The 24,675-nt window shown below is 73.3% G+C and carries 24 protein-coding genes and 1 pseudogene; 16 read left to right on the forward strand and 9 right to left on the reverse strand.

What is annotated here, in order from left to right:
- Positions 1-308 precede the first annotated feature (308 nt).
- Positions 309-2,180 (forward strand): NHL domain-containing thioredoxin family protein, encoded by a 1,872-nt coding sequence (locus GD880_RS04490; RefSeq protein ID WP_152230436.1) that lies wholly within the window; start codon positions 309-311, stop codon positions 2,178-2,180.
- Positions 2,181-2,318: 138 nt separating this feature from the next.
- Here GD880_RS04490 and GD880_RS04495 read toward each other — a convergent pair whose 3' ends face one another.
- Positions 2,319-2,882 (reverse strand): hypothetical protein, encoded by a 564-nt coding sequence (locus GD880_RS04495; protein WP_152230437.1) that lies wholly within the window; start codon positions 2,880-2,882, stop codon positions 2,319-2,321.
- 191 nt (positions 2,883-3,073) lie between these two features.
- Here GD880_RS04495 and GD880_RS04500 point away from each other — a divergent pair, with 191 nt between their 5' ends.
- The 5 genes and pseudogenes from GD880_RS04500 (at position 3,074) to GD880_RS04515 (ending at position 8,934) form a co-directional block, all read left to right on the forward strand.
- The gene (locus GD880_RS04500; RefSeq protein ID WP_152230438.1) at positions 3,074-5,458 is read left to right on the forward strand and encodes a transglycosylase domain-containing protein; all 2,385 of its coding nucleotides are present in this window, start codon (positions 3,074-3,076) and stop codon (positions 5,456-5,458) included.
- 84 nt (positions 5,459-5,542) lie between these two features.
- Entirely contained in the window at positions 5,543-5,710 is a 168-nt protein-coding gene (locus GD880_RS20220; RefSeq protein WP_193314357.1) for a hypothetical protein, read from the forward strand.
- Between the two features lie 136 nt (positions 5,711-5,846).
- Positions 5,847-6,611 (forward strand): annotated as a pseudogene (locus GD880_RS04505) ((Fe-S)-binding protein); the annotation flags it as partial.
- A gap of 155 nt (positions 6,612-6,766) precedes the next feature.
- Positions 6,767-8,290 carry a lactate utilization protein B gene (locus GD880_RS04510; RefSeq protein WP_152230440.1) on the forward strand — a complete coding sequence of 508 codons (1,524 nt, stop codon included), beginning with the start codon at positions 6,767-6,769 and terminating at the stop codon, positions 8,288-8,290.
- The gene (locus GD880_RS04515) at positions 8,287-8,934 is read left to right on the forward strand and encodes a LutC/YkgG family protein (protein WP_152230441.1); all 648 of its coding nucleotides are present in this window, start codon (positions 8,287-8,289) and stop codon (positions 8,932-8,934) included. Before GD880_RS04510 ends, GD880_RS04515 begins: the two co-directional genes overlap by 4 nt.
- 15 nt (positions 8,935-8,949) lie before the next feature.
- Here GD880_RS04515 and GD880_RS04520 read toward each other — a convergent pair whose 3' ends face one another.
- Both GD880_RS04520 and GD880_RS04525 read right to left on the reverse strand, forming a co-directional pair.
- Positions 8,950-9,195, reverse strand: coding sequence for a DUF1622 domain-containing protein (locus GD880_RS04520; RefSeq protein ID WP_226909377.1), 246 nt, complete (start codon positions 9,193-9,195; stop codon positions 8,950-8,952).
- 5 nt (positions 9,196-9,200) lie between these two features.
- A complete protein-coding gene (locus GD880_RS04525; protein WP_152230443.1) occupies positions 9,201-9,608 on the reverse strand; it encodes a DUF1622 domain-containing protein in 408 nt (135 codons plus the stop codon).
- 166 nt (positions 9,609-9,774) lie between these two features.
- On the opposite strand from GD880_RS04525, the gene GD880_RS04530 reads away from it, so the two are divergent.
- The gene (locus GD880_RS04530; RefSeq protein ID WP_152230444.1) at positions 9,775-10,218 is read left to right on the forward strand and encodes a GNAT family N-acetyltransferase; all 444 of its coding nucleotides are present in this window, start codon (positions 9,775-9,777) and stop codon (positions 10,216-10,218) included.
- Here GD880_RS04530 and GD880_RS04535 read toward each other — a convergent pair.
- The 4 genes from GD880_RS04535 to GD880_RS04550 form a co-directional block, all read right to left on the reverse strand.
- Positions 10,211-10,471 (reverse strand): hypothetical protein, encoded by a 261-nt coding sequence (locus GD880_RS04535; protein ID WP_152230445.1) that lies wholly within the window; start codon positions 10,469-10,471, stop codon positions 10,211-10,213. The two genes, GD880_RS04530 and GD880_RS04535, sit on opposite strands and share 8 nt — an antisense overlap.
- A 205-nt stretch (positions 10,472-10,676) precedes the next feature.
- On the reverse strand, positions 10,677-11,201 hold the full coding sequence (locus GD880_RS04540) for a DUF1269 domain-containing protein (RefSeq protein WP_152230446.1): 525 nt from the start codon (positions 11,199-11,201) through the stop codon (positions 10,677-10,679).
- 115 nt (positions 11,202-11,316) lie between these two features.
- Entirely contained in the window at positions 11,317-12,459 is a 1,143-nt protein-coding gene (locus GD880_RS04545; protein WP_152230447.1) for an MFS transporter, read from the reverse strand.
- 81 nt (positions 12,460-12,540) lie between these two features.
- A complete protein-coding gene (locus GD880_RS04550; protein WP_152230448.1) occupies positions 12,541-12,984 on the reverse strand; it encodes an acyl-CoA thioesterase in 444 nt (147 codons plus the stop codon).
- Positions 12,985-13,166: 182 nt separating this feature from the next.
- Here GD880_RS04550 and GD880_RS04555 point away from each other — a divergent pair, with 182 nt between their 5' ends.
- Positions 13,167-14,183, forward strand: coding sequence for a magnesium and cobalt transport protein CorA (locus GD880_RS04555; RefSeq protein WP_152230449.1), 1,017 nt, complete (start codon positions 13,167-13,169; stop codon positions 14,181-14,183).
- Positions 14,184-14,201: 18 nt separating this feature from the next.
- Here GD880_RS04555 and GD880_RS04560 read toward each other — a convergent pair whose 3' ends face one another.
- Complete coding sequence (locus tag GD880_RS04560; RefSeq protein ID WP_226909378.1) at positions 14,202-15,170, reverse strand: amidohydrolase family protein; 969 nt, start codon at positions 15,168-15,170, stop codon at positions 14,202-14,204.
- A gap of 352 nt (positions 15,171-15,522) precedes the next feature.
- On the opposite strand from GD880_RS04560, the gene GD880_RS04565 reads away from it, so the two are divergent.
- From GD880_RS04565 to GD880_RS04590, 6 genes are read left to right on the forward strand one after another with little or no spacing between them, the layout of a single operon-like run.
- Positions 15,523-16,401, forward strand: a complete 879-nt coding sequence (locus GD880_RS04565) for an SIS domain-containing protein (RefSeq protein WP_152230451.1) — start codon at positions 15,523-15,525, stop codon at positions 16,399-16,401.
- Between the two features lie 45 nt (positions 16,402-16,446).
- Complete coding sequence (locus tag GD880_RS04570; RefSeq protein ID WP_152230452.1) at positions 16,447-17,769, forward strand: ABC transporter substrate-binding protein; 1,323 nt, start codon at positions 16,447-16,449, stop codon at positions 17,767-17,769.
- Positions 17,766-18,713, forward strand: a complete 948-nt coding sequence (locus GD880_RS04575) for a carbohydrate ABC transporter permease (protein WP_152230453.1) — start codon at positions 17,766-17,768, stop codon at positions 18,711-18,713. The genes GD880_RS04570 and GD880_RS04575 overlap by 4 nt, the downstream gene beginning before the upstream one ends.
- Entirely contained in the window at positions 18,713-19,615 is a 903-nt protein-coding gene (locus GD880_RS04580) for a carbohydrate ABC transporter permease (protein ID WP_152230454.1), read from the forward strand. Before GD880_RS04575 ends, GD880_RS04580 begins: the two co-directional genes overlap by 1 nt.
- Positions 19,612-20,616 carry a carbohydrate kinase family protein gene (locus tag GD880_RS04585; protein WP_152230455.1) on the forward strand — a complete coding sequence of 335 codons (1,005 nt, stop codon included), beginning with the start codon at positions 19,612-19,614 and terminating at the stop codon, positions 20,614-20,616. The genes GD880_RS04580 and GD880_RS04585 overlap by 4 nt, the downstream gene beginning before the upstream one ends.
- Complete coding sequence (locus tag GD880_RS04590) at positions 20,613-21,530, forward strand: 1-phosphofructokinase family hexose kinase (protein ID WP_193314358.1); 918 nt, start codon at positions 20,613-20,615, stop codon at positions 21,528-21,530. The genes GD880_RS04585 and GD880_RS04590 overlap by 4 nt, the downstream gene beginning before the upstream one ends.
- A 4-nt stretch (positions 21,531-21,534) precedes the next feature.
- Here GD880_RS04590 and GD880_RS04595 read toward each other — a convergent pair whose 3' ends face one another.
- Positions 21,535-22,341, reverse strand: a complete 807-nt coding sequence (locus tag GD880_RS04595; protein ID WP_226909379.1) for a DeoR/GlpR family DNA-binding transcription regulator — start codon at positions 22,339-22,341, stop codon at positions 21,535-21,537.
- Between the two features lie 152 nt (positions 22,342-22,493).
- On the opposite strand from GD880_RS04595, the gene melA reads away from it, so the two are divergent.
- Together melA and GD880_RS04605 are read left to right on the forward strand one after the other, a co-directional pair.
- Complete coding sequence (melA, locus tag GD880_RS04600) at positions 22,494-23,810, forward strand: alpha-glucosidase/alpha-galactosidase (protein ID WP_152230457.1); 1,317 nt, start codon at positions 22,494-22,496, stop codon at positions 23,808-23,810.
- On the forward strand, positions 23,807-24,664 hold the full coding sequence (locus GD880_RS04605; protein ID WP_152230458.1) for a class II fructose-bisphosphate aldolase: 858 nt from the start codon (positions 23,807-23,809) through the stop codon (positions 24,662-24,664). The genes melA and GD880_RS04605 overlap by 4 nt, the downstream gene beginning before the upstream one ends.
- Positions 24,665-24,675 lie beyond the last annotated feature (11 nt).

A 24,675-nucleotide genomic window follows, 5' to 3' on the forward strand; every position in this document is an offset into this window, starting at 1 on the left:
GCACGACCGAGGAACCCGACGTGGAAGGGCCGGCACAGACCGGCAGCCCCGCCATGCCCACGACCTCATCCCGACCCCAGCGACCGCCAGACCAACGGGCTCCGCTCAGCGTCGGTGGATCAGGGCTCAGTAGCCGGGGGCAGGGCCGAGGGGCCGTCGGCGGGTCGCGATCCGCCGACGGCCCCTTCCTCGTGCTCGGACCAACGCGTACCCGGCGACCTCGTCCGGATGCTGAGAAGTGGCGCGTCGTCCACCCGCCATCTGAGAAGCCGTTCGCCGGTGTCGGTGGCGGCTGCCAGGCTCGTGCCATGACGACGAACCCCACCCGCGCCCCCCGCGTGCGCGCCTCGGAGCTCACCGGCCGCGGCTGGCTCAACACCGGCGGCAAGGACGTCACGCTGGCGGACCTGCGCGGCAAGATCGTCATCCTCGACTTCTGGACGTTCTGCTGCATCAACTGCCTGCACGTCCTCGACGAGCTGCGCGAGCTCGAGGAGCGTCACCGCGACGAGGTCGTCATCGTCGGCGTCCACTCGCCCAAGTTCGTCCACGAGGCCGACCCCGACGCGCTCGCGGCGGCGGTCCAGCGCTACGGCGTGGCCCACCCCGTCCTCGACGACCCCCAGCTCGTCACGTGGTCGGCCTACACCGCCCGCGCCTGGCCGACCCTCGTCGTCATCGACCCCGAGGGCTACGTCGTCGCCACCATGGCGGGGGAGGGGCACGCCACAAATCTGGCGATCCTCGTCGAGGAGCTCGTCACCCAGCACGAGGCCGCCGGCACGCTGCACCGCGGCGACGGCCCCTACGTCCCGCCGGAGCCGGCCGCCACCACCCTGCGCTTCCCCGCCAAGGCGGTCGAGCTGCCCGGCGGCAACCTGCTCGTCGCCGACGCCGGCCACCACCGCCTCACCGAGCTCGCCGCCGACGGCGAGACGCTCGTGCGCACGATCGGCACCGGCGAGCGCGGCCGGGCCGACGGCGCCCCCGACGCCGCCCGCTTCAGCGAGCCCAACGGCCTGGCCCTGGTGCCGGCGGAGCTGCGCGCCACGCTCGGCTACGACGTCGTCGTCGCCGACACCGTCAACCACCTCCTGCGCGGGGTCCGGCTGGCCGACGGGCACGTCACCACGCTCGCGGGCACCGGCGAGCAGTACATGGTCGGCGGCCCGGACAACGGCACCGGCACCGCCCCCCTCGCCCTGCGCCTCAGCTCGCCCTGGGACGTCGCCTGGTCGCCCACCGCCGCCGCCTTCGTCGTCGCCATGGCCGGGAACCACACCCTCTGGGCCTTCGACCCCGTCGAGGGCGCCCTGCGACACCTGGCCGGCACGATGCACGAGGGCCTGGTGGACGGCGAGCTGCGCCCGGCCTGGTTCGCCCAGCCGTCCGGCCTGGCCGCCGACGACGGCGGGCTGTGGCTGGCCGACGCCGAGACCTCCGCGCTGCGCCGGGTGGACCTCACCGGCCGGTTCGACGGCACCGTGAGCACCGCCGTCGGCCAGGGGCTCTTCGAGTTCGGCCACCGCGACGGCCCCGGCTCCGAGGCGCTGCTGCAGCACCCGCTCGGCGTCTGCGCGCTGCCCGACGGCACCGTCGCGCTCGCGGACACCTACAACGGCGCCGTGCGGGTCTACGACCCCGCGGCCGGCGTGGTCTCCACCCTGGCCACCGGCCTCGCCGAGCCGTCCGGGCTGCTCGTCGTCGACGGCGGCACCCACCTCCTCGTCGTCGAGTCCGCCGCCCACCGCCTCACCCGGCTGCCCCTGGGCCAGGCGGGCCGTCGGCACGACGGCGCCGCGCACCGCACCCGCCGGCCGGTCACCGAGGTCGCGCCCACCTTCGCGCTGCGGGTGGTGTTCACCCCCGCCTCCGGCCAGAAGCTCGACGACCGGTTCGGGCCGTCCACCCAGCTCGACGTCGCCGCCTCCCGGCCCGGCGTCCTGCTCGACGGCGCCGGCTCGGGCACCGAGCTCGAGCGCGTCGTCACCCTCGCGGCCGACCCGGCCCAGGACGGCACCGAGACCGTCGTCCTGTCCGTCACCGCCAAGGCGGCCTCCTGCGACGCCGACCCGGCCGTGGAGTTCCCCGCGTGCCACCTGGCCTCACAGGACTGGGGCATCCCGGTGCGGGTGGTCGAGGGCGGCCCCACCGAGCTGGTGCTGCCGCTGCACGGCTGAGTCGGGCGGCGGCCCGGCCCAACACGCCCAGGGCGCGCGGAGACTTTCCCCACAGTCTTGTCCACAATCAGTGCATAACCGACGCGTGGGCCGGTCGGTACGCCCGGCCCCGGTCAGCGGCCCCGAGCCTCGGCGAGGTCAGGCGACGAGCACCGCGCCGAGCGGCACGGGGAAGCTGGCGAGCAGGGCGTCGACCGAGCCGGCGACGTCGAGGGTCTCGTCCGCGATGACCGCCTCGATGAGCCCGTAGGAGGCGAACCCCAGGGCGAGCCCGAGCGCGCGCTCGTCCATCCTGGGCACGTGGCCCTCAGCCGTCGCCGCCGCGACCGCCTCCTGGGCGCGGGCCGTGAGGAGGTTGCACACCGTCCGCATGAGGACGGGGTCGCCGCTCGCCGTGAGGAGGTAGCGGTAGGTCTGCCGGTTCTCGGCCACCCGCGCGAGCGTCGCCTTGAGCCAGGCGGCGTAGCCGACGTCCGGCGGGTCGGCGCCCTCCAGGAGGTCCGTCAGGAGGGACAGGGCCAGGCCGGAGACCGTGTCGAAGTGCTTGTAGAACGTCGTCCGGTGGACGCCGGCGGCGCGGCAGAGCGACGTGACGTCGATGTGCGCGGGCGACGTCGTGCGTGCCAGGGAGGCCAGCGCGCGCTGGAGCGACGAGACCGTCCGCTGGGATCGCGGGTCGCGAGGGCGGGTAAGGGTCTCCACGCAACCCAATAATGGCGTTCATTTTTGAAAAGGCAATGGTTTCGCCCCGTTTTGGCAGGAGGCTGCCAGGTGGGCTGGGAAGCACGATAGATACTGGAGACCGTCCGGTGGGGCTACAGAGTGGCAAGCCAAGTAGACCCCACTTGTCCGTAACCTTTTTTCAGACCGTGCGGCCCCGTACTGTACGTGCTATGACCCCCCTCCCGTCGCCGACGCGTGCCGTGAGGCCCAAGCAGCTCGTGGCCCTCCTGCTCGCCTTCGTCATGACCGCCGCGACGGGCGGCGTGCTCGTCGCCGGTCTCGTCATGCCGGCCGTCGGCGCCGTCGGCACCGTGGCCACCGCCTCGAGCGACCTGTTCGAGGACCTCCCCGGCGAGCTCGCCATCCCCCAGCCGTCGCAGCAGAGCGTCATGCTCGCCGCCGACGGCTCGCCGATGGCGACGTTCTACCTGGAGAACCGCATCGTCGTCGGGCTGGACCAGATCTCCGAGCACGTGCAGCACGCGGTGGTGGCGGTCGAGGACCGCCGCTTCTACAACCACAAGGGCATCGACCCCGAGGGCATGCTCCGCGCGGCGGCGAACAACGTGGCGGGCGGCCAGCTCGAGGGCGCGTCGACGCTGACCCAGCAGTACGTCAAGAACGTGCTCATCGAGGCCGGTCGGGTCAGCGGGGACGACGAGGCGATCAAGACCGCGACCGAGACGTCCTTGGGCCGCAAGCTGCGCGAGGCGCGCCTCGCCGTCGGCCTCGAGGAGCAGGTCGGCAAGGACGACATCCTCGAGGGCTATCTCAACATCGCCCAGTTCGGCCCGTCCGTCTGGGGCGTGGAGGCCGGCGCCCGGCACTACTTCAACAAGTCCGCGGCCGACCTGGGCATCGGCGAGTCGGCCCTGCTCGCCGGCATCACGCAGTCCCCGGCCCGGCACGATCCCGTGGCCCACCCCGACAACGCCGAGCGCCGCCGCAACGAGGTCCTGCGCGACATGCTCCGCGAGGAGTACATCACCCAGGAGGAGTACGACGAGGCGGTGGCCGTCCCGGTCCCGGACATGCTCGACGTGCAGAACACCCCCAACGGGTGCGACGCCGCCGGCATCGCGGCGTACTTCTGTGAGTACGTCGTCAAGGACCTGATGAACAACGAGAGCTGGGGCAAGGACCGGGCCGAGCGCTCCCAGATGCTCATGCGCGGCGGCCTGACCATCCACACCACCCTCGACCTCGCCAAGCAGCAGACCGCCTACGACTCCGTCGTGGCCTCCGTGCCGGTCAACGACCCGTCCGGCATCAAGATGGCGATGTCCTCGGTCGAGCCGGGCACCGGCAAGATCGTCGCGATGGTGCAGAACACCAACTACGGCGAGGCCAGCGAGGCCGACCCCTCGGCCATGCAGCTCAACCTCAACGTGGGCACCTCGCACGGCGGCGGGCGGGGCTTCCAGTCCGGGTCGAGCTTCAAGGTGTTCACCCTCATCGAGTGGCTCGAGACCGGGCACTCCCTCGGGGACCTGGTCTCGGCGACGAAGAAGACCTACCCACGCGCGTCGTGGAACATCTCCTGCGCGCCCGAGTACAAGGCGGACTACAACAACGCCACCAACCTCGAGGGCATCCCCACCTCCTCGAAGATGTCCGTGCTGGACGCGACGCGCCAGTCCATCAACCTCACGTTCCTGGACATGGCGAACCAGATGGACATGTGCGACATCGTCGGCAACGCCGCCAGCATGGGCCTCAAGCAGGGCAACGGCGAGCCCCTCATGCCCAACCCGGCGGCGGTGCTGGGCACCAACACCGTCACCCCGCTCGACCAGGCGAACGCCTTCGCCACGCTCGCGGCGGGGGGGACCTACTGCACCCCGGTGGCCGTCACCAAGGTCACCGACCGGGCCGGCAACGACGTGCCCGTCCCGCCGTCCAGCTGCACCAAGGTGCTCGAGCCCGAGGTCGTCAACGGTGTGAACTACGCCCTCCAGCAGGTCGTCTCCGCCCGGGGCACAGGCAAGAACGCCGTGCTGCCGGGCCGGCCCGCCGCCGGCAAGACCGGCACGGCCAACGACGAGACGCACGCCTGGTTCGTCGGCTACACGCCCCAGCTGGCGGGCGCCGTGTGGATGGGGCACTCGCAGGGCGACAAGTCGATGATGTACACGACCATCAACGGCCGGTACAACACGTGGGTCTTCGGCGGCTCGTACCCGGCGCAGACCTGGCAGCGGTACATGACCCGGGCCCTCGACGGCGTGCCGGTGGAGCGGTTCGCGCAGCCGGGCTCGCGTCAGCTCTACGGCGACCGCGTGGCGCTGCCCGCCGTCGTCGGCCGCTCGGTGGACGAGGCACGGGCCATCCTGCGCGACCACGGCTTCGACGTCACCGTCGCCGACCCGGTGGCCTCGACGTGGCCTCCCGGCACGGTGGCCGAGACGGATCCGGGCCCGGGGGTGCGGGCCCGGCCCGGCTCGACGGTCGCGCTGGTGCCGAGCTCCGGCCCGGCCCCCGCCCCGGCGGAGCCCTCGCCGGCGGCGCCGCCGCCCGCGGAGGCCGCTCCCGCCGCCCCGCCCAACCCCGCGTAACGGCCTCCCCGCCGCCCTGCGGGCGGTGCTGCGCAGGAGGATGATGCGAAGCGTCGAGCGGTCGCTGGCGAAGAAGGCGAGCCGATGGACGCCGAGGTGGACGTGCCCGCGCTCGTCGCGCCGCCGCCGAGGTGCCCGCGCTGGGCTGCGTCGTCGACGTCGACGACCCGGCCTCCCTGCCGCCGGGACGTGCCCGCCCGCCTCGCCGCCGCGCCCGCCGCCGAGCGGCGCCTGGTCGCCGTCCCCGCGTGAAGGGGGGCACCGATGCGCGACACCCCCGACCGCCCGGCGCCTGCGCAGGGTCCGGCGCCGGCTCGGCGCGGGGCGGGCGCGGTGACGGCCCCCGACCCGCCGGATACGCTCGTGGGACGACCGCTGGAGGTGTGACGTGCGCATCGCCCTGTTCGCCACCTGCCTGAACGAGGCGCTGTTCCCGCAGGCCCCGGCGGCCACCGCCCGGCTGCTCGAGCGGCTGGGCCACGAGGTCGACTTCCCCGCCGGGCAGGCCTGCTGCGGGCAGATGCACGTCAACACCGGCTACTTCCGCCAGGCGGTGCCGGTCATCCGCAACCACGTGACGGCCTTCGCGCCGGTGCTGGACGGCGCGTGGGACGCGATCGTCGCGCCGTCGGGCTCGTGCGTGGGCTCGGTGCGCCACCAGCAGGCCATGGTCGCCGACCGGGAGGGCGAGCGGACGCTGGCCCGGGACGCGGCCCTCGTGGCCGAGCGCACCTACGAGCTCTCCGAGCTGCTCGTCGACGTCCTCGGCGTCACCGACGTCGGCGCGTGGTTCCCGCACCGGGTCACCTACCACCCCACCTGCCACTCGCTGCGCCTGCTCAAGGTCGGCGACCGGCCGCTGCGGCTGCTGCGCGCGGTGGCGGGGATCGACCTCGCCGAGCTGCCCCAGGCGGCCTCGTGCTGCGGGTTCGGCGGCACCTTCTCCCTGAAGAACGCCGAGACCTCCACCGCGATGGTCACCGAGAAGGTCCGCAACGTCCTCGCCACCGGCGCGGAGGTGCTCGCCGCCGGGGACTACTCGTGCCTGATGAACATCGCCGGGGCGCTCTCGCGCGGGGGCACCGGGGTGCACGTGGCCCACCTGGCGGAGATCCTCGCCGCCACCCGCGAGGAGCCGTGGGCCCCCACCGTGCTGCCCGTGGACCGGCCCGGCGCCGCCCGCCCGCCCGGATCCGCCGGCCCGCCCGGCCCGCACGGCCCGGCCGGTTCGGCCGCACCGGGGGAGCGGGCCGGCACGACGGCGGCGACCGCCACCCCGGCGCCGCAGAACCGCCCGGAGGCAAACCGATGAGCACCACGTTCCTCGGCATGCCCGAGGTCCGGCCCCTGCCGCCCCACCACCCCGAGGACCCGCTGCGGTGGGGCCCGACCTTCCCGGAGGCGGCCCACGAGACCCTGGGCGACGCCCAGATGCGGGCCAACCTCGGCCACGCCACCCGCACCATCCGCGACAAGCGGCTGCGGGTGACGGCCGAGCTGCCCGACTGGGAGAAGCTCCGCGCGGCCGGGGCGGCCATCAAGGACGAGGCGCTGGCCCGCCTGCCCGAGCTGCTCACCGAGCTCGAGGCCCAGGTCACCGCGCGCGGCGGCGTCGTGCACTGGGCCCGCGACGCCGCCGAGGCCAACCGCATCGTCACCGACCTCGTCCGGGCGACCGGGCAGGACGAGGTCGTCAAGGTCAAGTCCATGGCCACCCAGGAGATCGGCCTCAACGAGCACCTCGAGGCCGCCGGCATCCGCGCCACCGAGACCGACCTGGCCGAGCTCATCGTCCAGCTCGCCGGCGACATGCCCTCCCACGTCCTCGTGCCGGCCATCCACCGCAACCGCGAGGAGATCCGCGCGATCTTCCTCGAGCGCATGGGCGACGCCCCCGCGGGCCTGACGGCGCAGCCGCGCGAGCTGGCCATGGCCGCCCGGGCGCACCTGCGGGCGCGGTTCCTCGCCGCCGAGGTGGCGATCTCCGGGGCGAACTTCGCCGTCGCCGAGACCGGCACCGTGGCGGTGTTCGAGTCCGAGGGCAACGGCCGGATGTGCCTGACCCTGCCGCGCACCCTCATCACCGTCATGGGCGTCGAGAAGGTGCTGCCGCGCTTCCGCGACCTGGAGGTCTTCACCCAGCTGCTGCCACGCTCGTCCACCGGCGAGCGGATGAACCCCTACACCTCCATGTGGACCGGCGTCACCCCGGGCGACGGCCCCCAGGAGTTCCACCTGGTCCTGCTCGACAACGGGCGCACCAAGGCGCTCGCGGACGAGGTGGGCCGCCAGGCGCTGCGCTGCATCCGCTGCTCGGCGTGCATGAACGTCTGCCCGGTCTACGAGCACACAGGCGGGCACGCCTACGGGTCGGTCTACCCCGGTCCGATCGGCGCCATCCTCACCCCGCTGCTGCGCGGCACCGGCACCGGCCCGGGCCCGCTGGACCCGCACGACCCCACCGCGACCCTGCCCTACGCCTCCTCCCTGTGCGGGGCCTGCTTCGAGGCCTGCCCGGTCAAGATCGACATCCCCGCGGTGCTCGTGCACCTGCGCAACCGGGTCACCGAGGCCCAGCAGCGCCGCGCGCTGCCCACCGGGTGGGAGGCCGCCATGGGCGCCGCCTCGGCGGTGATGTCCTCCGGCCGCCGCTTCGGCGCCGCGGCGGCCGCCGCCCGCGCCGGCCGGCTGCTCGCGCGGGACGAGCGGATCGGGCGGCTGCCCTTCCCCGCCTCGCTGTGGACGGACAGCCGCGACCTGCCCGCCCCACCGCCCGAGAGCTTCCGCACCTGGTGGGCCCGCCAGCGCGGCGAGGAGGGGGTGGGATCATGACCGGCGCCCGCGAGGCCGTGCTCGCCCGCCTCCGCGACGCCCTCGGCCGCACCCCGCACGCCGCGCCGCCGCCCGTGCCGCGCGAGTACCGCACCCGCTCCGACGTCGCCCCCGGCTCGGCGGAGGCGCTGGCGCTGCTCGTCGACCGGCTGGAGGACTACAAGGCCCGGGTGCACCGGTGCACCCCCGCCGAGCTGCCCACCGCCCTGGCCGACCTGCTCGCCGGCGCCGGGTCCGTCGTCGTCCCGCCCGCCCTGCCCGAGGGGTGGCTCGCCGCCCTGCCCGCCGGCGTCGAGGTGCGCATCGACGCCCCCGGCGCCCGGCTGTCGAACGCCGACCTCGACGGCGCCGGGGCGGTCCTCACCGGCGCGCGCGTCGCGATCGCGGAGACCGGCACCATCGTGCTCGACGCCGAGCCGGACCAGGGCCGGCGCGCCATCACGCTGGTCCCGGACCGGCACGTGTGCGTGGTGACCGCCGGGCAGGTCGTGGCGACGGTGCCGGAGGCGGTGGCCGTGCTCGACGCGCACCCCGCCCGGCCGCTGACGTGGATCGCCGGCCCGTCCGCCACCAGCGACATCGAGCTCGAGCGTGTCGAGGGCGTGCACGGGCCCCGCACCCTCGACGTCGTCCTGGTGCGATGACAGGGCGCCCGCCGGTCACGCGCGGCGCTGCCACACCGCTCCGGCGGCCAGCCCGGCGGTGATGAGGTGCCGGACGGCGACCACCAGCGCCGTCGTGAGCAGGCTCGACCAGCCCGGCTCGGCCGCGAGCCGGAGCAGGCCGGCGGCGAGGAGGAAGTCGAGCAGCACCCCGATCGCCGCGCGCACCCCGACGACGAGCACCGCCCCGGCGGCGACGACCAGGCCCGCGGCGACGGCCGCGAGAGCCAGGGTGCTCAGCACGGCGCTCACGGCGGGGCCGGCGGGGGCGCGGTCGGCGGCGCGGCGGGTGGGGGAGCGCCGCTCGCGGCGGGCTCGCCCTCGAGCTGGCGCCGCTCCTCGGCGATCTCCTTGGCCAGGAAGTAGTTCAGCCCGGTGCGGATGGCGGCGATGGCGGCCAGCTGCCCGATCTCGGCAAAGCTCGGCGCGACGGCGGTCCGCAGCACGTCGCTCGCGAGCTGGAACTCCAGGCCGAGGGCGAGGAAGCGCCCGAGGAGGAGCCGCACGCGGACGAACCCGCGGGTGTCGCGCTGGGCCAGCGCCCTGACGAAGAGCGCGAAGGCGATGGCCGCTCCGACGGTGATCACGGCGGCCCCCGCGGCCTCCACGAGGCGCACGAGCACGGCCACGACGCGACCCAGCAGCTCTTCGGTCATCGATCGTCACCTCCCGGGCAGGGCCTCAACGTCGTGGGTGGCGCCAGGCGCCGCAACTTGGGCTGCCGAGGTCCTCGCGGCACGCCGGCACACCGGCACACCGGCACACCGGCACGCCGGCGGGCGGGTGGACGGGTGGGCGCTCGTGGGGCGCGAGGATGCACGGATGACGTACGACATCGACGACGACCCCGCCCGGCTCGACCTCGACACGATCTGGGCGTTCCTGTCCGCCGAGGCGTACTGGAACCGCTGGCGCACCCGCGCCGACGTCGAGGAGCAGGTCCGCACGGCCTGGCGGGTGGTCGGCGCCTACGCGCCGGACGGGGAGCTGGTGGGCTTCGCCCGGGCGGTGTCCGACGGCGTCGCCTTCGCCTACCTCGCCGACGTCTTCATCCTGCCGGCGCACCGCGGGCACGGGCTCGGCAAGCGGCTGGTCGCGGCGATGATCGACGAGGGGCCGGGGGCCCACTTCCGCTGGACGCTGTTCACCGGCGACGCGCACGGGCTGTACGAGCAGTTCGGCTTCGCGGCACCGGACGCCACCGCGATGGTCCGCCCGGCGCGGCCGGACGTCTCGGCGATCGGCGCGGCCGGGCCGGCTACCTGATGCCGCGCACGCGCATCAGGGCGCGGTGCCGGACGGCGCGGGCGTGCTCGCCGCGGCGCTCGCAGAGCTCGTCGTAGGGGACGCCGCCCCGCAGCACCCGCGCGAGCTGGGCCCAGCGGCGTTCCTCGTCTGCCTCGGCGGCGGCGTAGCCCGCGCACCAGCCCTCGCACCGGCCGATCTCGAAGTAGGCCTCGGCGATCGTGCGGGTCGCCGGGGTGAGCTCGGCGAGCGTAGGGACATGGTCGTATCGCACGGCGGCTCCCGGCGAGCGCGGGCGTGAGCGGCGTGAACGAAACCCATGATATCGCACATGCGTTCGAATCGTCGTGCGGTGCGCCTCGCCTGGGTCACGCCGCTCCTGCTCGCCGTCGGACACCCCGTCGCCCGCGCCGTCGGACACCCCGTCGCCCGCGCCGTCGGACACCCCGTCACCGCGGCGGAACGAGGGCAACGCGCCGCTACGACGTCTTCAGGTCGGCGGCGAGCTGGTCGGCTTCCATGTCGGTGGCCTTCGAGATGATCCGGTTGGCGGCCTTGATGTTCGCCGCGATCTGGTCGGCCATGTTGGTGGCGTAGACGGCGATCAGCCCAGCGGTGCCGGCGTCCAGGGCCTCGCCGAGCTCCTTGAGGTCGTCGCGGGACATGCCGCCGGTGGCATGCCCGGTCACCGCGCCGATGGCCGTCCCCGCACCCCCGGCGGTGGCGAGCCCGATGCCGACGGGTGGGAACAGCGCCGCGGCCACGCCGACGGCCAGGCCCCAGCCCAGTCCGACCGCTGCCCCGTGCCGGGTGGGCTGCTCGTGCTTCTTGACGATGTGGACCTTGCCGTCGGCGTCCTTCGAGATGACGGCGGCATCGAAGTCGTGGGATGTCTTCACCGCCTTGTACAGCTCCTTGACCGCCTCGTAGTCGGCCACCGCGGCGTCGACGTCGTCGTACGCGGCCGCGATCACGTACAGGGTGTCCTCATCCTGCTTGGCCATGAAGAGCCCCTCTCAGTCCGCTGTGAGACAGCCACGTTCGCCCATGCAGGCTCCGCGGCCTTCATCCGCCGCGGACGAAGTCGTCGTGCCGGGCAGGACGTCGCAGCCGCGGGCGCTAGGGCCGTGGAGGCTCCGGGTCGTCGACGCCCAGCACGAGCGCCGCCGACGTCGCCATGACGACGGCGAGCACCAGTCCGAGCGCGGGGTAGCCGGCGCCGGAGATCACCGCTCCGCCGACGACGGCGCCGACGAGGTAGCCGGTCTGCGTGGCGCCGGTGCGCGCCGTCATCATCGCCGCGGGCTGGGCGGGCAGCTGGTCGAGCCCCAGGGAGGCGGACACTGGCGTGCGGATCCCGGCAGCCAGGCCCAGGAGGCAGAAGAGCGCCACGGCCACCGGCGCCGAGCGGGCGACGGCGAGCATCATCGGCAGGAGGACGGCCATGATCAGCGCCGCCGTGGCGACCAGCCGGCGCCGCGGCACGCGGCGGGACAGGCGCCCGGAGCGGACCGAGGCCAGGAGGTAGGCGCCGGCGCCGCCGGCGAGCAGCCAGCCGGCCAGGGACTCGCGCACCCCCAGGCGCTGGACGAAGAAGGCGCCCGCGAAGGTGAGCAGCGACGTCCAGGCGGCGTACCCGGCCACCTCGGCGACGATCCAGCGGCGGGCGACCCCCACCCGGAGCGGGGCCAGGGCGGCCCCCGCGCGCGCCGACGGGGCCGGCCGGGCCGCGGGCGCGGCCACCAGCGCGGCGACCGCCAGCGCCGCCGGCAGCGCCTCCGCGGCCCGCCACGACCAGGCCTCCGTCAGCACCCCGGCCGCCGGCGTGACGAGGATCCACGCCAGCGCGTTGGAGCCGGCGACGTAACCCGTCGCCCACGGGCGCCGGTCGGCGTCGAACGCCGCCAGGCCGGCGAAGCCGCCGGAGAGCAGGAGGGCGAAGGCGAGGCCGACGAGGACGTGCGCGGCGAGGAACGTCGCCGTGGACCCGGCCGCGGCCACCGCACCGGAGGCCAGGACGGCCAGAACGGACCCGGCGACGAGCAGCCGACGCACCGACAGCAGGCCCGGCCGGGTGCCGAGCAGCAGCGAGACCGCGACGGAGACCGCGGCGGTGACCGACCGGGCCTGACCGGCGGCCCCGACCGTCGTCCCCAGCTCGGCCCCGACGGCGACCACGGTGGGGGCCAGGACCACGAGCAGGGCCTGGGAGGTCATCGTCGCGAGCACCAGCGGGAGGACCTTCGCTGCGGAGCTCGTCATGTCCCGCTCCCTGCCGTCCGCGCCCGTAGCCCCGGCCCCAGCCCCGGGGCGGCCGGGGCTACGGCCGCGTGCCGGGCCCGGTCACCACTGGGTCGGGGAGCCGGCCACCCGCAGGCGCTCCGGCACCCGGTCGCGCTCGTAGGTGATGTCGGTGTACCCGTGCGGCGTCGGCCGGCCGTCCGGGCCGAGGTTGACGAACACCATCTTCTCGATGGTGAGGATGCTCTGCCGGGTGAACAGGTTGCGCACCTCGGCGCGCATGGTCATCGACGTGCGGCCGAACGCCGTCGCCCGCAGGCCCATCTCGACGACGTCCCCCTGCTGGGCAGAGCTGACGAAGTTGATCTCCGAGATGAACTTCGTGACCACCCGCTCGTTGCCGAGCTGGATCATCACGTAGATCGCCGCCTCCTCGTCGATCCAGCGCAGGAGGCTGCCGCCGAACAACGTGCCGTTGGCGTTGAGGTCCTCGGGCTTGATCCACTTGCGGGTGCGGAAGGTGATCTCGTCGTCGTCGGGGGTCATGGGCCCAGGGTAGGGCGACCCTCCGACCCGAGCCCGGGCACGGCGCCGGCCCCTCCCGCGTCTCGGCGCCGTCACCGTGCCATGCTGAGCACGAGACCGACGCAGACGCCGGGAGCTCCGACGACACGGACCGCGCCGCCCACGGACCGCTCCGCCGGCGTCGGCGAGGAAGGGGCACGCTCATGGCCGTCGTGGACAACGTCATCTACGTCAACGGCTCCCGCGCGGCGAGCCCTGCCAGCCTCGAGGAGACCTTCGACCTGCGCGACGAGACCGGGGGCATGGCCTGGGTCGGCCTGTACCGGCCCGCCCCCGAGGAGGTCCACGCGGTCGCCCAGGAGTTCCACCTGCACCCGCTCGCCGAGGAGGACACCTACAAGGCGCACCAGCGCCCCAAGCTCGAGCGGTACGGGCACACCCTCTTCGTCGTGCTGCACCCCGCGCGCTACATGGACGTCGCGGAGAAGGTGGAGTTCGGCGAGCTGCACGTGTTCATCGGCCCCGGGTTCGTCGTCACCGTCCGGCACGCCGAGTCGCCGAACCTGGCGCAGGTGCGGCGCCGCATGGAGGGCGCCCCGGACACGCTCCGCCTCGGCCCGGAGGCGGTGCTCTACGCCATCTTCGACCAGGTGGTCGACGAGTACGCCCCGGTGGTGGCCGGCCTGGAGAACGACATCGACGAGATCGAGGACCAGCTCTTCGAGCGCGACCAGTCCGTCTCGCGCCGCATCTACGAGCTCACCCGCGAGGTCATCGCCTTCCAGCGGGCCACCCACCCGCTCGTCCAGATGCTCAAGCACCTCGAGCAGGGGTTCGACATCTTCGGCGTCGACGTCGAGCTGCGGCACAAGCTCCGGGACGTCTACGACCACACCCTGCGCATCGTCGAGCGGGCCGACTCCTTCCGGGCGCTGCTCCAGAACGCCCTCACGGTGAACTCCACCCTCGTGGCCCAGCGGCAGAACGACGAGATGCGCCGGCTCACCGAGGCCAGCTACCAGCAGAGCGAGGAGGTCAAGCGCATCTCCTCCTGGGCGGCGATCCTCTTCGCCCCGACCCTGGTGGGCACGATCTACGGGATGAACTTCCACAACATGCCCGAGCTGGGCTGGTACTACGGCTACCCGGCCGCGCTGGTGGCGATGGTGATCATGGGCGTCGTGCTGTGGGTCGTGTTCAAGCGGCACCACTGGTTGTAGCGCAGACCTCGAGGTCGGTCAGCCGAGGCCGAGCACCCGGCGGGCGTTGTCCCGGTAGACCGCGCGCAGCACCTCCCCGGGCAGGTGGACGCCGGAGATCGTCCAGCGTCCCTGAGGCGGAACGGCGCAGCCGGGCGCGTAGTCGAAGGCCTCGTCGGCCGTCTCGAGGAAGCGCAGGTGCACCTCGAGCTGCTCCGCGGTCAGCGGGTAGGCGTCGGTGCCGAAGAGCACGCGATCCGGGTGGTCGAGGACGAGCCGGCGGAACCGCCGCGGCTGCCGACCGAGCTCGGCCAGCCGCCCGGCGATGTCGACCACGAGGTTCGGCGCGGCGTCCAGCAGCCGCTCGACGTGATCGAGGTCCTCGGCGACGCAGCCGACGTGCGCGCCGATGTAGCGCGTCCCCGGGGTTGCGGTGACGAGCGCCTGGAGGGCCTCGAGGAGGCGCTCGAACGTGGGGAACCGGTCGCGGTCCGCGAACGACCACTCGGGGACGGCGAGCAGCTCGTCGAGTCGCTCGTTGTGCTCGTCCACCGGGTCGAAGAACGCCTTGGGGTCGGCGACGTGGATGAGCACGGGTAGGCCGAGCTCACCCGCGAGCGCGAGGGTCCGGACCACCCGGGGGTCGTCGGGCAGGACGAGGGCGCCCGTCTCGTCCCGCACGTGGAGACCGAGGTCCTTCCACACCTTGACGCCGCGTGCCCCGCGACGGGCGCTGTCGCGCAGCTGCTCCTGGGCGCGCCGCTCACCGTCGGGCTGGGCCAGCAGGGCCCACTCGACCTGGCAGAAGGTCAGGAACCGGCCGGGGTGCGCCCGGTCGTAGCGGTCCAGGTTGGCCTCGAGCTCCCCGCCCCAGAGGCCGTCGAGGTTGACGACGGTCTCCACCCCCGCGGCGTCCATGGTGGCCAGCAGGGCGTCCACGTCGGGCGTGCACCACTGACCGTCGGTGAGCCAGCGGCCCAGGTGGTTGTGCACGTCGATGGCCGGCACCGCGGCGCGGCCGACCGTGGTGGTGGTCGCGGCGAGCCGGCTCCGCGGTGCCCAGTCGGCGACGCGGAGATCGGACGGCAGCCGGCCACGGGTGCGTTCACCGGACCCGGCCGGTGCCGGTGCGGACGTCGTCGGCCGCGGATGTGCGGGCTGCGGCCGGGGAGAGGGGGGCGGCTGGGACATGGCTCGAAGAATGGCCGCTGCCGATGCGGATCGGTACGCCACCCACGCAAGTGCGCATTCATACTGCTCACTTCCTTCAGTTTCGCTGACTTTCGTGCAATTGCTGAGCAATATGAGCGCATCAGAAAACGTTCTGGCCTCGGCCTGATCCTCGATCGAAGGATGCGATGTGAGCAGCCTCACCACCCGTGAGATCCATAGCCAGCCCGATGTGTGGGCTCGGGCGCTGGCCGAGCCCGTGATCGGAGCGTTGCTCGGCGCCGCGGGCGAACGTGTGCTCATCCTCGGGTGCGGGACGAGCGCCTTCGTCGCCGAGTCCGTCGCCGCGCTGCGCGAGAGCGCGGGCCTCGGCATGACCGCCGGCACCTACGCGTCCGAGTGGCGGCCGGGCCGCGAGTACGACCGGGTCGTCGTCATCAGCCGCTCGGGGACGACGACCGAGGTGCTCGATGCCCTCCGGCGCGTCCCCGCCGGTGTGACCACGGCCGCGATCGTCGGGGTCCCCGGGAGCCCGGTTGCCGCCGCTGTCGACGAGGTGCTTGCGCTCGACTACGCCGACGAGAAGTCGGTCGTCCAGACGCGCTTCCCGACGTCGGTCATCGCCGCCGCCCGCGCGGCGTTCGGCGAAGACATGAGCCACCTTGTCGAGGAAGGGCGCACCGCCCTCGCCGCGCCGCTGCCGGTGACGGCCGACGCCTTCCAGCACTTCGTCTTCCTCGGCTCGTCGTGGACCTACGGCCTCGCACAGGAGGCAGCGCTCAAGATCCGTGAGGCCGCGCAGGCGTGGTCCGAGTCCTATCCCGCCCTCGACTACCGGCACGGTCCCATTGCCGTCGCTGGTCAGCAGTCCCTGGTGATGGTTCTGGGGGCGTACGACGCGGGGCTCGCGGCCGACATCGAGCGGACGGGGGCGACGGTGCTGCACCTCGATGTCGACCCGCTGGTCCAGCTCGCCCAGGCCCAGCGGCTCGCGGTGAACCTCGCAGAGAGCCGCGGACTGACACCGGACACCCCCCGCGGCCTGACCCGATCCGTCGTCCTCATGTGACCGGTGACCCTCCGACCCCTGACCCTTCAACAGACTAGGACAACGATGTCTCAGCGCCGCTCCCTCCCCTTGACCGCCCTCACAGCGGTGGTGGCCCTCACCGCTGCAGGTGCACTCGCGGCCTGCTCGCCCTCGTCCAAGGGCGGCGCCACCACGCTCGACGCGGACGCGGACGTGACCCTCACCTGGTGGACCGGCCAGGCCGACCAGGCGGAGACGATCCTCGAAGGGCTCGCTGCGGAGTTCGAGCAGGAGCACCCGAACGTCACCATCAAGGTGTCCTCCGGGGCGCCTTCCACCGAGGACCTCCTGCAGAAGCTCTCCGCGTCGTTCGCCGGCGGCACCTACCCCGACATCTCCTACGCCTTCGGGTCCTGGGCGAGCGAGCTGGCCGCGTCGGAGCGCACGCTCGACATCACCGAGCAGGTCTCGGAGCCCGACGTCGCCTGGGACGAGTTCTCCGGCGCCGCGCGGCAGACGGCGCAACCCACCGGTGAGGCGACCATCGGCTTCCCCGCCGTCGTCGACAACCTCTCCCTCATCTACAACACGACGGTGTTCGACGCCGCCGGGGTGGAGTACCCGACCGAGGACTGGACGTGGGAGGACTTCCGCGCCGCGGCGAAGAAGCTGACCGACGCGTCGACCAACACCTACGGGTACGCGTACTCGGTGTCCGGCTCCGAGGAGACGACCTGGCAGTTCTGGCCGCACCTGTGGCAGGGCGGCGGGCAGATCCTCTCCGAGGACGGCGCGACGGCCGAGTTCAACTCCGCGGCCGGCGTCGAGGCGCTGACGTTCCTGCGCGACATGGCGGTCGAGGACAAGTCGGTGTACCTGGACCAGACGGACACCAAGTTCACCGAGCTCTTCGCGAGCGACCGCATCGGCATGGTCACCTCCGGGCCCTGGACGCTGTACGACCTGAGCGTGGCCGGCACGCAGTACGGCGTCGTCCCGCTGCCCGGGACCGGCGGCAAGCACACGACGGTCTCCGGACCGGACCTGTGGGTGCTGTTCGACCACCACGACCTCAACCGGGCGCACTGGGCGTACGAGTTCACGAAGTGGCTCACGTCCCCCGAGCAGGACGTGCGGTGGAACGTCGCCTACGGCAACCTGCCGCTGCGGGCGAGCGAGATCGAGAGCCCGGAGTTCCGTGCTCAGGTCGAGGAGATGCCCGGGCTCGACGTCATGGCCGCCAACGGCGAGAACGCGACCGAGCCGCGGCCCACGGTCGCCGGCTACGTCAACCTCTCCGAGGCCATCGGCACCGCCATCTCCCAGGTGCTGCAGGGCCAGGGCGACCCGAAGTCGGCGCTCGACGGGGCAGCGGCGACCGCGACCGCGGCGCTGGCGAACAAGTGAGCGCACTCCCGGCCCTCGGGTGGCGCTCGCCGCCGGAGTCGAGCCGACCCCCCGGGCAGCGGGTCCGCACCCGCCGCCCGGGGGGCCGGCTGCTCGGCTGGGGGTTCGTGGGGCCCGCGCTGCTCGTCGTGCTCGGGCTGTCGGTGTTTCCGGCCGTGTGGGCGTTCATCCTGTCGCTGCAGGAGTGGAACGGCTTCTCCGCGCCGCAGAACATCGGTTTCGCGAACTACCAGGGCATGGTGACCGACGCACAGCTCCGCGCCGCGACCATGCACACGGTCGTCTACACGGCCCTCTTCGTGCCGGCGTCCGTGCTGCTCGGTCTGTTGCTCGCGGTCGCCCTCAACCGGCGCGTCGTGCTGGTCGGCGTGTACCGGACGCTGATCTTCCTGCCGTTCGTCGTGTCGGCGGCGGCGACCGGAATCCTCACCACGTACCTGTTCAACCCCCAGTTCGGCCTCGTCAACAACGTCCTGCGGGTGGTGGGCCTGCCGCAGCAGGGCTGGCTCGAGAATCCCCACCAGGCGATGGTGGTCATCACGCTGATGTCCTTGTGGGGGCAGGCCGCCTTCACCACGGTGATCTACCTGGCGGCCCTCCAGGACATCCCCGCCGAGCTCGTGGAGGCGGCCCGGATCGACGGGGCCAACCGCTGGCAGGCGTTCTGGCACGTGACGTTCCCCCAGCTCGCGCCGGTGACGGTGTTCGTGACGATCTGGCAGATGATCGGCGCGATCCAGCTGTTCGACCTCGTGTACACCACCACGCGAGGCGGTCCGCTCAAGGCGACCGAGACGATCGTGTACTACCTGTGGAGCGCGGCCTTCAAGCAGCTCGAGTTCGGGTATGCGTCCGCGGTCGCCTACGGGCTGTTCGCCGTGACGCTGCTCATCACGATCGCGATCACGCTCTACTCCCGCCGGACCAAGGTGAGTGCCTTCTGATGACTGCCCCGCCCACGAACCTCCCGGCAGCCCGCTCGACGGCCGGTCCCGCCCCGGTTCGAACCACCCCCCACGGTCGCCGCCGCGTGCGGCGCCGGTCCTGGCGGTGGCACCTCGTCCTCGCGCCCATCGCGCTGGTCTTCGCGACCCCCTTCGTGCAGATGGCGCTGACGTCCCTGACGCCCGAGTCGCAGATCAACAAGTTCCCGCCCCGGTTCTTCCCTTCCACGCTGACCCTCGCGGGCTTCGGCAAGCTCTTCGCCGAGTCGGACATCCTGCGCTGGACGGCGAACACCGTGGCGGTCTCCGCCGTCGCCATCCTGTTCCACCTCGTGCTCTGCTCGCTCGCGGGGTACGGGTTCGCGCGCCTGAAGTTCGCCGGCCGTGACGTCGGCTTCTTCGCGATCGTGGGCACCATCATGATCCCGACGCAGCTGCTCATGGTGCCGACCTACGTGATGTTCTCCAGGCTCGGGATCATCGACACCCTCGCGGCCGCGATGGTGCCGTGGCTCGCCTCGGCGTTCGGGATCTTCCTCATGCGCCAGTTCTTTCTCTCCCTGCCCGTCGAGCTCGAGGAGGCCGCCGTGCTCGACGGGTGCACCCGGTTCCAGGTCTTCTGGCGCATCGTGCTGCCGCTCGCACGCCCCGCCCTGGCGACCCTCGCGATCTTCACGCTCCTCGGATCGTGGAACGACCTCGTGTGGCCGCTCATCGCGATCAACGATCCGAGCGCCTTCACGCTTCAGCTCGGCATCACCAACTTCCAGGGTGCGCGCCGCACCGACTGGTCGCTGCTGATGGCCGGCAACGTGGTCGCGACGCTCCCTCTCGTGGTGTTCTTCCTTGTCGCGCAGAAGCAGTTCATCGCCACCATGACCTTCTCCGGGCTGAAGGGATGAGCGCCGGCGGTGCCGTCACCCCTGTCGTGGTGCTGGGCGACGCGAACGTCGACCTCGTGCTCCGTGGCGATGTCGTGCCGCGCTTCGGGCAGGCGGAGCAGCTGGTCGAGTCCGGAGAGCTCGTCCTGGGTGGCTCGGCGAGCATCGCCGCGGCCGGGCTCGCGCGGCTCGGCGTCCCGACGACGCTCATCTCCCGGGTGGGCGACGACGCCTTCGGTCGCTACACGGTGGAGACCCTGGAGGCCTGTGGCGTCGTCGTCGAGGCGGAGGTCGACACCGTCCTCCCGACCGGATTCTCCGTGATCCTCTCCACGCCGGGCGACCGCGCGATCCTCACCGTGCCGGGCACCATCCCGACGCTGCGCGCCGCACGGGTGCGGGACGCGCTGGCGGGGCGTCCGCCGGGCCACGTCCACGTCGCGTCCTACTTCCTGCAGCCCGCCCTCGCCGCCGAGCTGCCGGCCCTCCTCGCGGACCTGCGCCGTGCGGGCTGGACGACCAGCCTCGACACCAACTGGGATCCTGCCGAGCGGTGGACGGGCCTGGCGGACGTGCTGCAGCACGTCGACGTGCTGCTGCCCAACACGGCCGAGCTGCGCGCGATCGCCACGGCGCTCGGCCCGGGGCCGGGAGGGGGCCGCCTGGGGGCGGACGCGGACGACGACGTCGCCGCAGCGCGTGCGGTCGCGTCGCTCGGTCCGCGGGTGGCGGTCAAGGACGGCGCCGACGGCGGCTGGTCGGTCGGTGCGTCAGGACCCGTGGTTCGGGCCGCCGGGCTCGAGGTCGACGTGGTGGACACCACCGGGGCCGGGGACAGCTTCGACGCCGGGTACCTGGCGGCCATGGCGCACGGCCGGCACGAGGAGGCGGTCCGGCTGCGCTGGGCCACGGCAACCGGGTCGCTGTCGACCCTCGGGGCGGGCGGCACGGGCCGGCAGGCGACGCTCGCCGACCTGCGGCCGCTCGGGATGCTCGCGTCCCACCCCGCGGAGGCCCGGTGATCTCGGCGGTCGCCCTGAGCCCGGCCCTGGACGTGACCTACGTCGTGAGCGAGCTGCACGGGATCCAGCGCCCGCTCGCGGTGCGGCGAGTGGGCGGTGGCAAGTCGCTCAACGCCGCGCGCGCAGCGGCGCGTCTCGGCGCGGACGTGCTCGCGCTCGCCGTCCTCGGTGGCGGCACGGGGCAGGTGGTCCGGGAGGCGGCAACGGCCGACGGCGTCGTGGTCGAGGCGTTCGACGGTGGAGCGCTCACCCGGACATGCATCTCCATCTCCTCGGCGGCGACGGGTGAGCTGACGGAGATCTACGAGACCGCCGTGCCCGTCGCGGCCGAGACGTTCGACGCCGTCCTCGAGCGCCTGGCCGACGTCGCCCGGGAGCGTCCCGGCTGGTGGCTCGTGTCGGGCTCCTCGCCGCAGTCGCTCGGCGACGACGCGCTCACCCGGGTAGCGGCGACCGTCCGCGCCGCCGGGGCGCGGCTCGCGGTCGACAGCCATGGCCGCGCGCTGGCAGCCGTGGTGCGCGACGCCGCGCCCGACCTGGTCAAGGTCAACCGTGCCGAGGCCGTCGAGCTCACCGGCCTGCCCGTGGACGCTCCCCTCACCGACCTGGTCGATGCGGTGGGCCGCCGGACGGGCGGGCTGGTGGTGGTCACCGACGGGACGGCCGGGGCGACCGCCGGCGACGGTCGGTCGAGGGTGCACGTCCGGCTCGAGGGCCACGTCGGGCTGTTCCCGGTCGGGAGCGGTGACTCGTTCCTCGGTGGGCTGCTCGTCGGGCTCGAGGAGACCGGCTCGCTCGGGGAGGCGCTTCGGCTCGCCGCGGCGGCCGCGGCGGCCAACGCCCAGGTGCCGGGGGCGGCGGTTCTCGACCCCGAGCTCGCCCGGGAGTGGGCGGCGCGCGTGGCCCTCGGGTAGCGCTTCAGCCCTCCGCCACATGCACCTCGACGCCGGCGGCCCGGATCGCCTCGAGCGCGGTCGGGTCCGCGCTCGAGTCGGTGACGAGGACGTCGACCTCGGAGAGGTCGGCCATCTTGGCGAGCGTCACGCGGCCAACTTTGGAGCCGTCCGCGACGACGACGACGCGCTCCGCGTGCGCGACCATCGCGTGGTTCGTGCGGGCCTCGATCTCGTCGTGTGTGGTCGCGCCACCGCGGACGCTGATGCCGTCGGTGCCCAGGATCGCGGTACCGACGTTGATCGCGTTGAAGGTGCGCTCGGCGAGCACCCCGACGGCCTCGAAGGAGGTCGAGCGCACCACGCCGCCGGTCATGATCACCTGGAGGTTGCTCCGGGAGGCGAGCTCGGTGGCCGTTGTCAGTGCGTTGGTGACGATGGCGAGGCCGGGTCGGGTGGCGAGCACACGCGCGACGGCGGCCGCGGTGGTCCCGCCGCTGATCGCGACGGAGTAGCGGCCCTGCGGGAGCAGCTCGGAGGCGCGCGCCGCGATGCGCAGCTTCGCCTCGCGGTAGTGCGTGTCGCGGAGCCGGACCGGCAGCTCCTGCGCCGCGTCGAACGCCCGCACGCCGCCGTGCGTGCGCACGACGAGGCCCTGGTCCTCCATGTCGGCGAGGTCGCGGCGCATGGTGGCCGGGGAGACGCCAAGCTCGCGGACCAGGTCGGCCAGGCGCACCGTGCCGGCGTGGTTGATCAGCTCGAGCGCGCGCATCATGCGCGTCGAGCGCTTGTGCGAGATGGCGCGCGGAGCGCTGTCCGGGTCGGTGATCACGCTGTTCCTCGGTAGGACGGAGAGGCTCGGGGCGGGATCGGAGCGTCGGCGAACGCGCTGCAGTGGCCGATTCGCGCAATAAAAATGAGCACTTTGAAATATCGCTGACCGTATTCTTGCACGATTTGCGCGGAGCGGTCGAGGATCGGCGCATGGTCACGATCGCGTTCCTCGGCGCCGGCAGCGTGGTGTTCACCCGTCAGCTCGTCGCTGACCTCCTGAGCTTTCCGGAGCTCGCCGATGCGCACCTCGCGCTGCACGACATCGACGCGGAGCGGCTGGCCGTGGCCGAGGGCACCGCCCGGCGGCTGGACGCCCAGCTGGGCGGCCGGTTGACCGTCACGGCGACGCTCGACCGGCGCGCAGCCCTCGCCGGCGCCGACTTCGTGATCTGCATGATCCAGGTCGGCGGCATCGAGGCGACCATCAAGGACCTCGAGATCCCCGCGTCGTACGGCCTGAACCAGACCATCGGCGACACCACGGGCGTCGGCGGGGTGTTCCGCGCGCTCCGGACCTTCCCCGTGCTGGCCGGCATCGCGGCCGACATGCTCGCCGTGTGCCCGGACGCCTGGCTGCTCAACTACACCAACCCGATGGCGATGAACGTGTGGTGGGCGTCCGTCGTCGCGCCCGAGCTCAAGGTCGCCGGCCTGTGCCACAGCGTGTACTGGACCGCGCACGACCTCGCCGCACTCGTCGGGGTCCCGGTGGACCAGACGCGCTACCGTGCCGCGGGTGTCAACCACCAGGCGTGGCTGCTCGAGTGGACGCACCAGGGCCGCGACCTGTACCCGGCGCTGCGGGACCGCATCCGCGCCGAGCCCGGGCTGGAACGTCGCGTTCGCGTCGAGATGTTCCGCCGCCTCGGCTACTACCCGACCGAGACGAGCGAGCACTCGTCGGAGTACCTGAGCTGGTTCCTGCGCTCGGCCGCGCAGGTCGCCCGCTTCCGCATCGAGCCTCTGCAGTACATCGGCATCAGCCGCGAGAACGTGGCCGAGTTCGAGGCGGCCAAGGCGCTCCTTGCGGACGGGTCCCCGCTGCCGCTCGAGGACGGGGCGAGCGAGTACGCGCCGCAGATCATCCACTCGATCGTGACGGGCACGCCGCGCGAGGTGCACGTGAACGTCCCCAACGCGGGCCTGATCGACAACCTCCCCCGGGACGCCGTCGTCGAGGTGCCCGCCGCGGTCGACCGCGACGGGCTGCACCCGGTGGCCATGGGGTCGCTGCCCGTGCAGTGCGCCGCGCAGAACCAGCCCTACCTCTCGGTCGCCAGGCTCACGGTCGAGGCCGCGCGGACGGGCGACCCGCGGCTGGTGCGCCAGGCCGTGCTCATGGACCCGAACGCCTCCTCGACCCTCACGCCGCGCGAGATCTGGGAGATGTGCGACACCCTGAGCTCCGCGCACGGGGAGCTGCTCCCCGAGCCGCTGCGCGCCCTCGTCCCCGCGGAGTCCCTGTGACCCTCACGACGACGTCGTCCCTGGTGGCCGAGGCGGGTCGGGTCGGCTCCGCGGCGTTGGCCTTCAACGTCATCACGCTCGAGCACGCGGAGGGGATCGTCGCCGGGCTCGAACGAGCCGGCGTCGGCGGCATCCTCCAGGTCAGCGAGAACGCCGTGCGCTTCCACGGCGGCCGGCTCGGGCCGCTCGTCCTCGCGTGCCGGGAGGTCGCCGAGGCGGCCGGTGTGCCGATCGCGGTGCACCTCGACCACCTCCAGGACGTGGAGCTGTGCCTCGAGAGCGTCGCCGCCGCCGGACGCCTCGGCGTGACCTCGGTCATGATCGACGCCGCACACCTCGACGACGAGGCAAACGTCAGCCTCACCGCCGATCTTGCGCGGCGCGCGCACGCCCACGGTCTGTGGGTCGAGGCGGAGCTCGGCGAGATCGGCGGCAAGGGGGGTGCGCACGTCCCGGGCGTGCGCACCGACCCGGAGGACGCCGCAGCCTTCGTGGCCCGCACGGGAGTGGACGGGCTCGCCGTCGCCGTCGGGAGCACCCACGCGATGACGTCCGCGACGGCGCAGCTCGACGCCGGGCTCATCCGGCGGCTCACGGCTGCCGTCCCGGTGCCGCTCGTGCTGCACGGGTCGTCCGGCGTCCCGGCGGAGGGCTTGCGTGAGGCCATTGCGGCCGGCATCCGCAAGGTCAACGTGGGCACCGCCCTCAACGTCGGCTACACCGCCGCGGTCCGCACCTGTCTCGCCGCCGACGAGCGCGTCACAGACCCGCGCCGCTACCTCACCCAGGCCCGCGCCGCCGTCGCCGACACGGTGGCGGGGCTGGCCAGGACGCTCATCCCCGCGCACACCTGACGGGCGAGCCG

Origin of the sequence: Georgenia ruanii, from assembly GCF_009193175.1 — a bacterium.
In the GTDB taxonomy this organism is placed as follows: domain Bacteria; phylum Actinomycetota; class Actinomycetes; order Actinomycetales; family Actinomycetaceae; genus Georgenia; species Georgenia ruanii.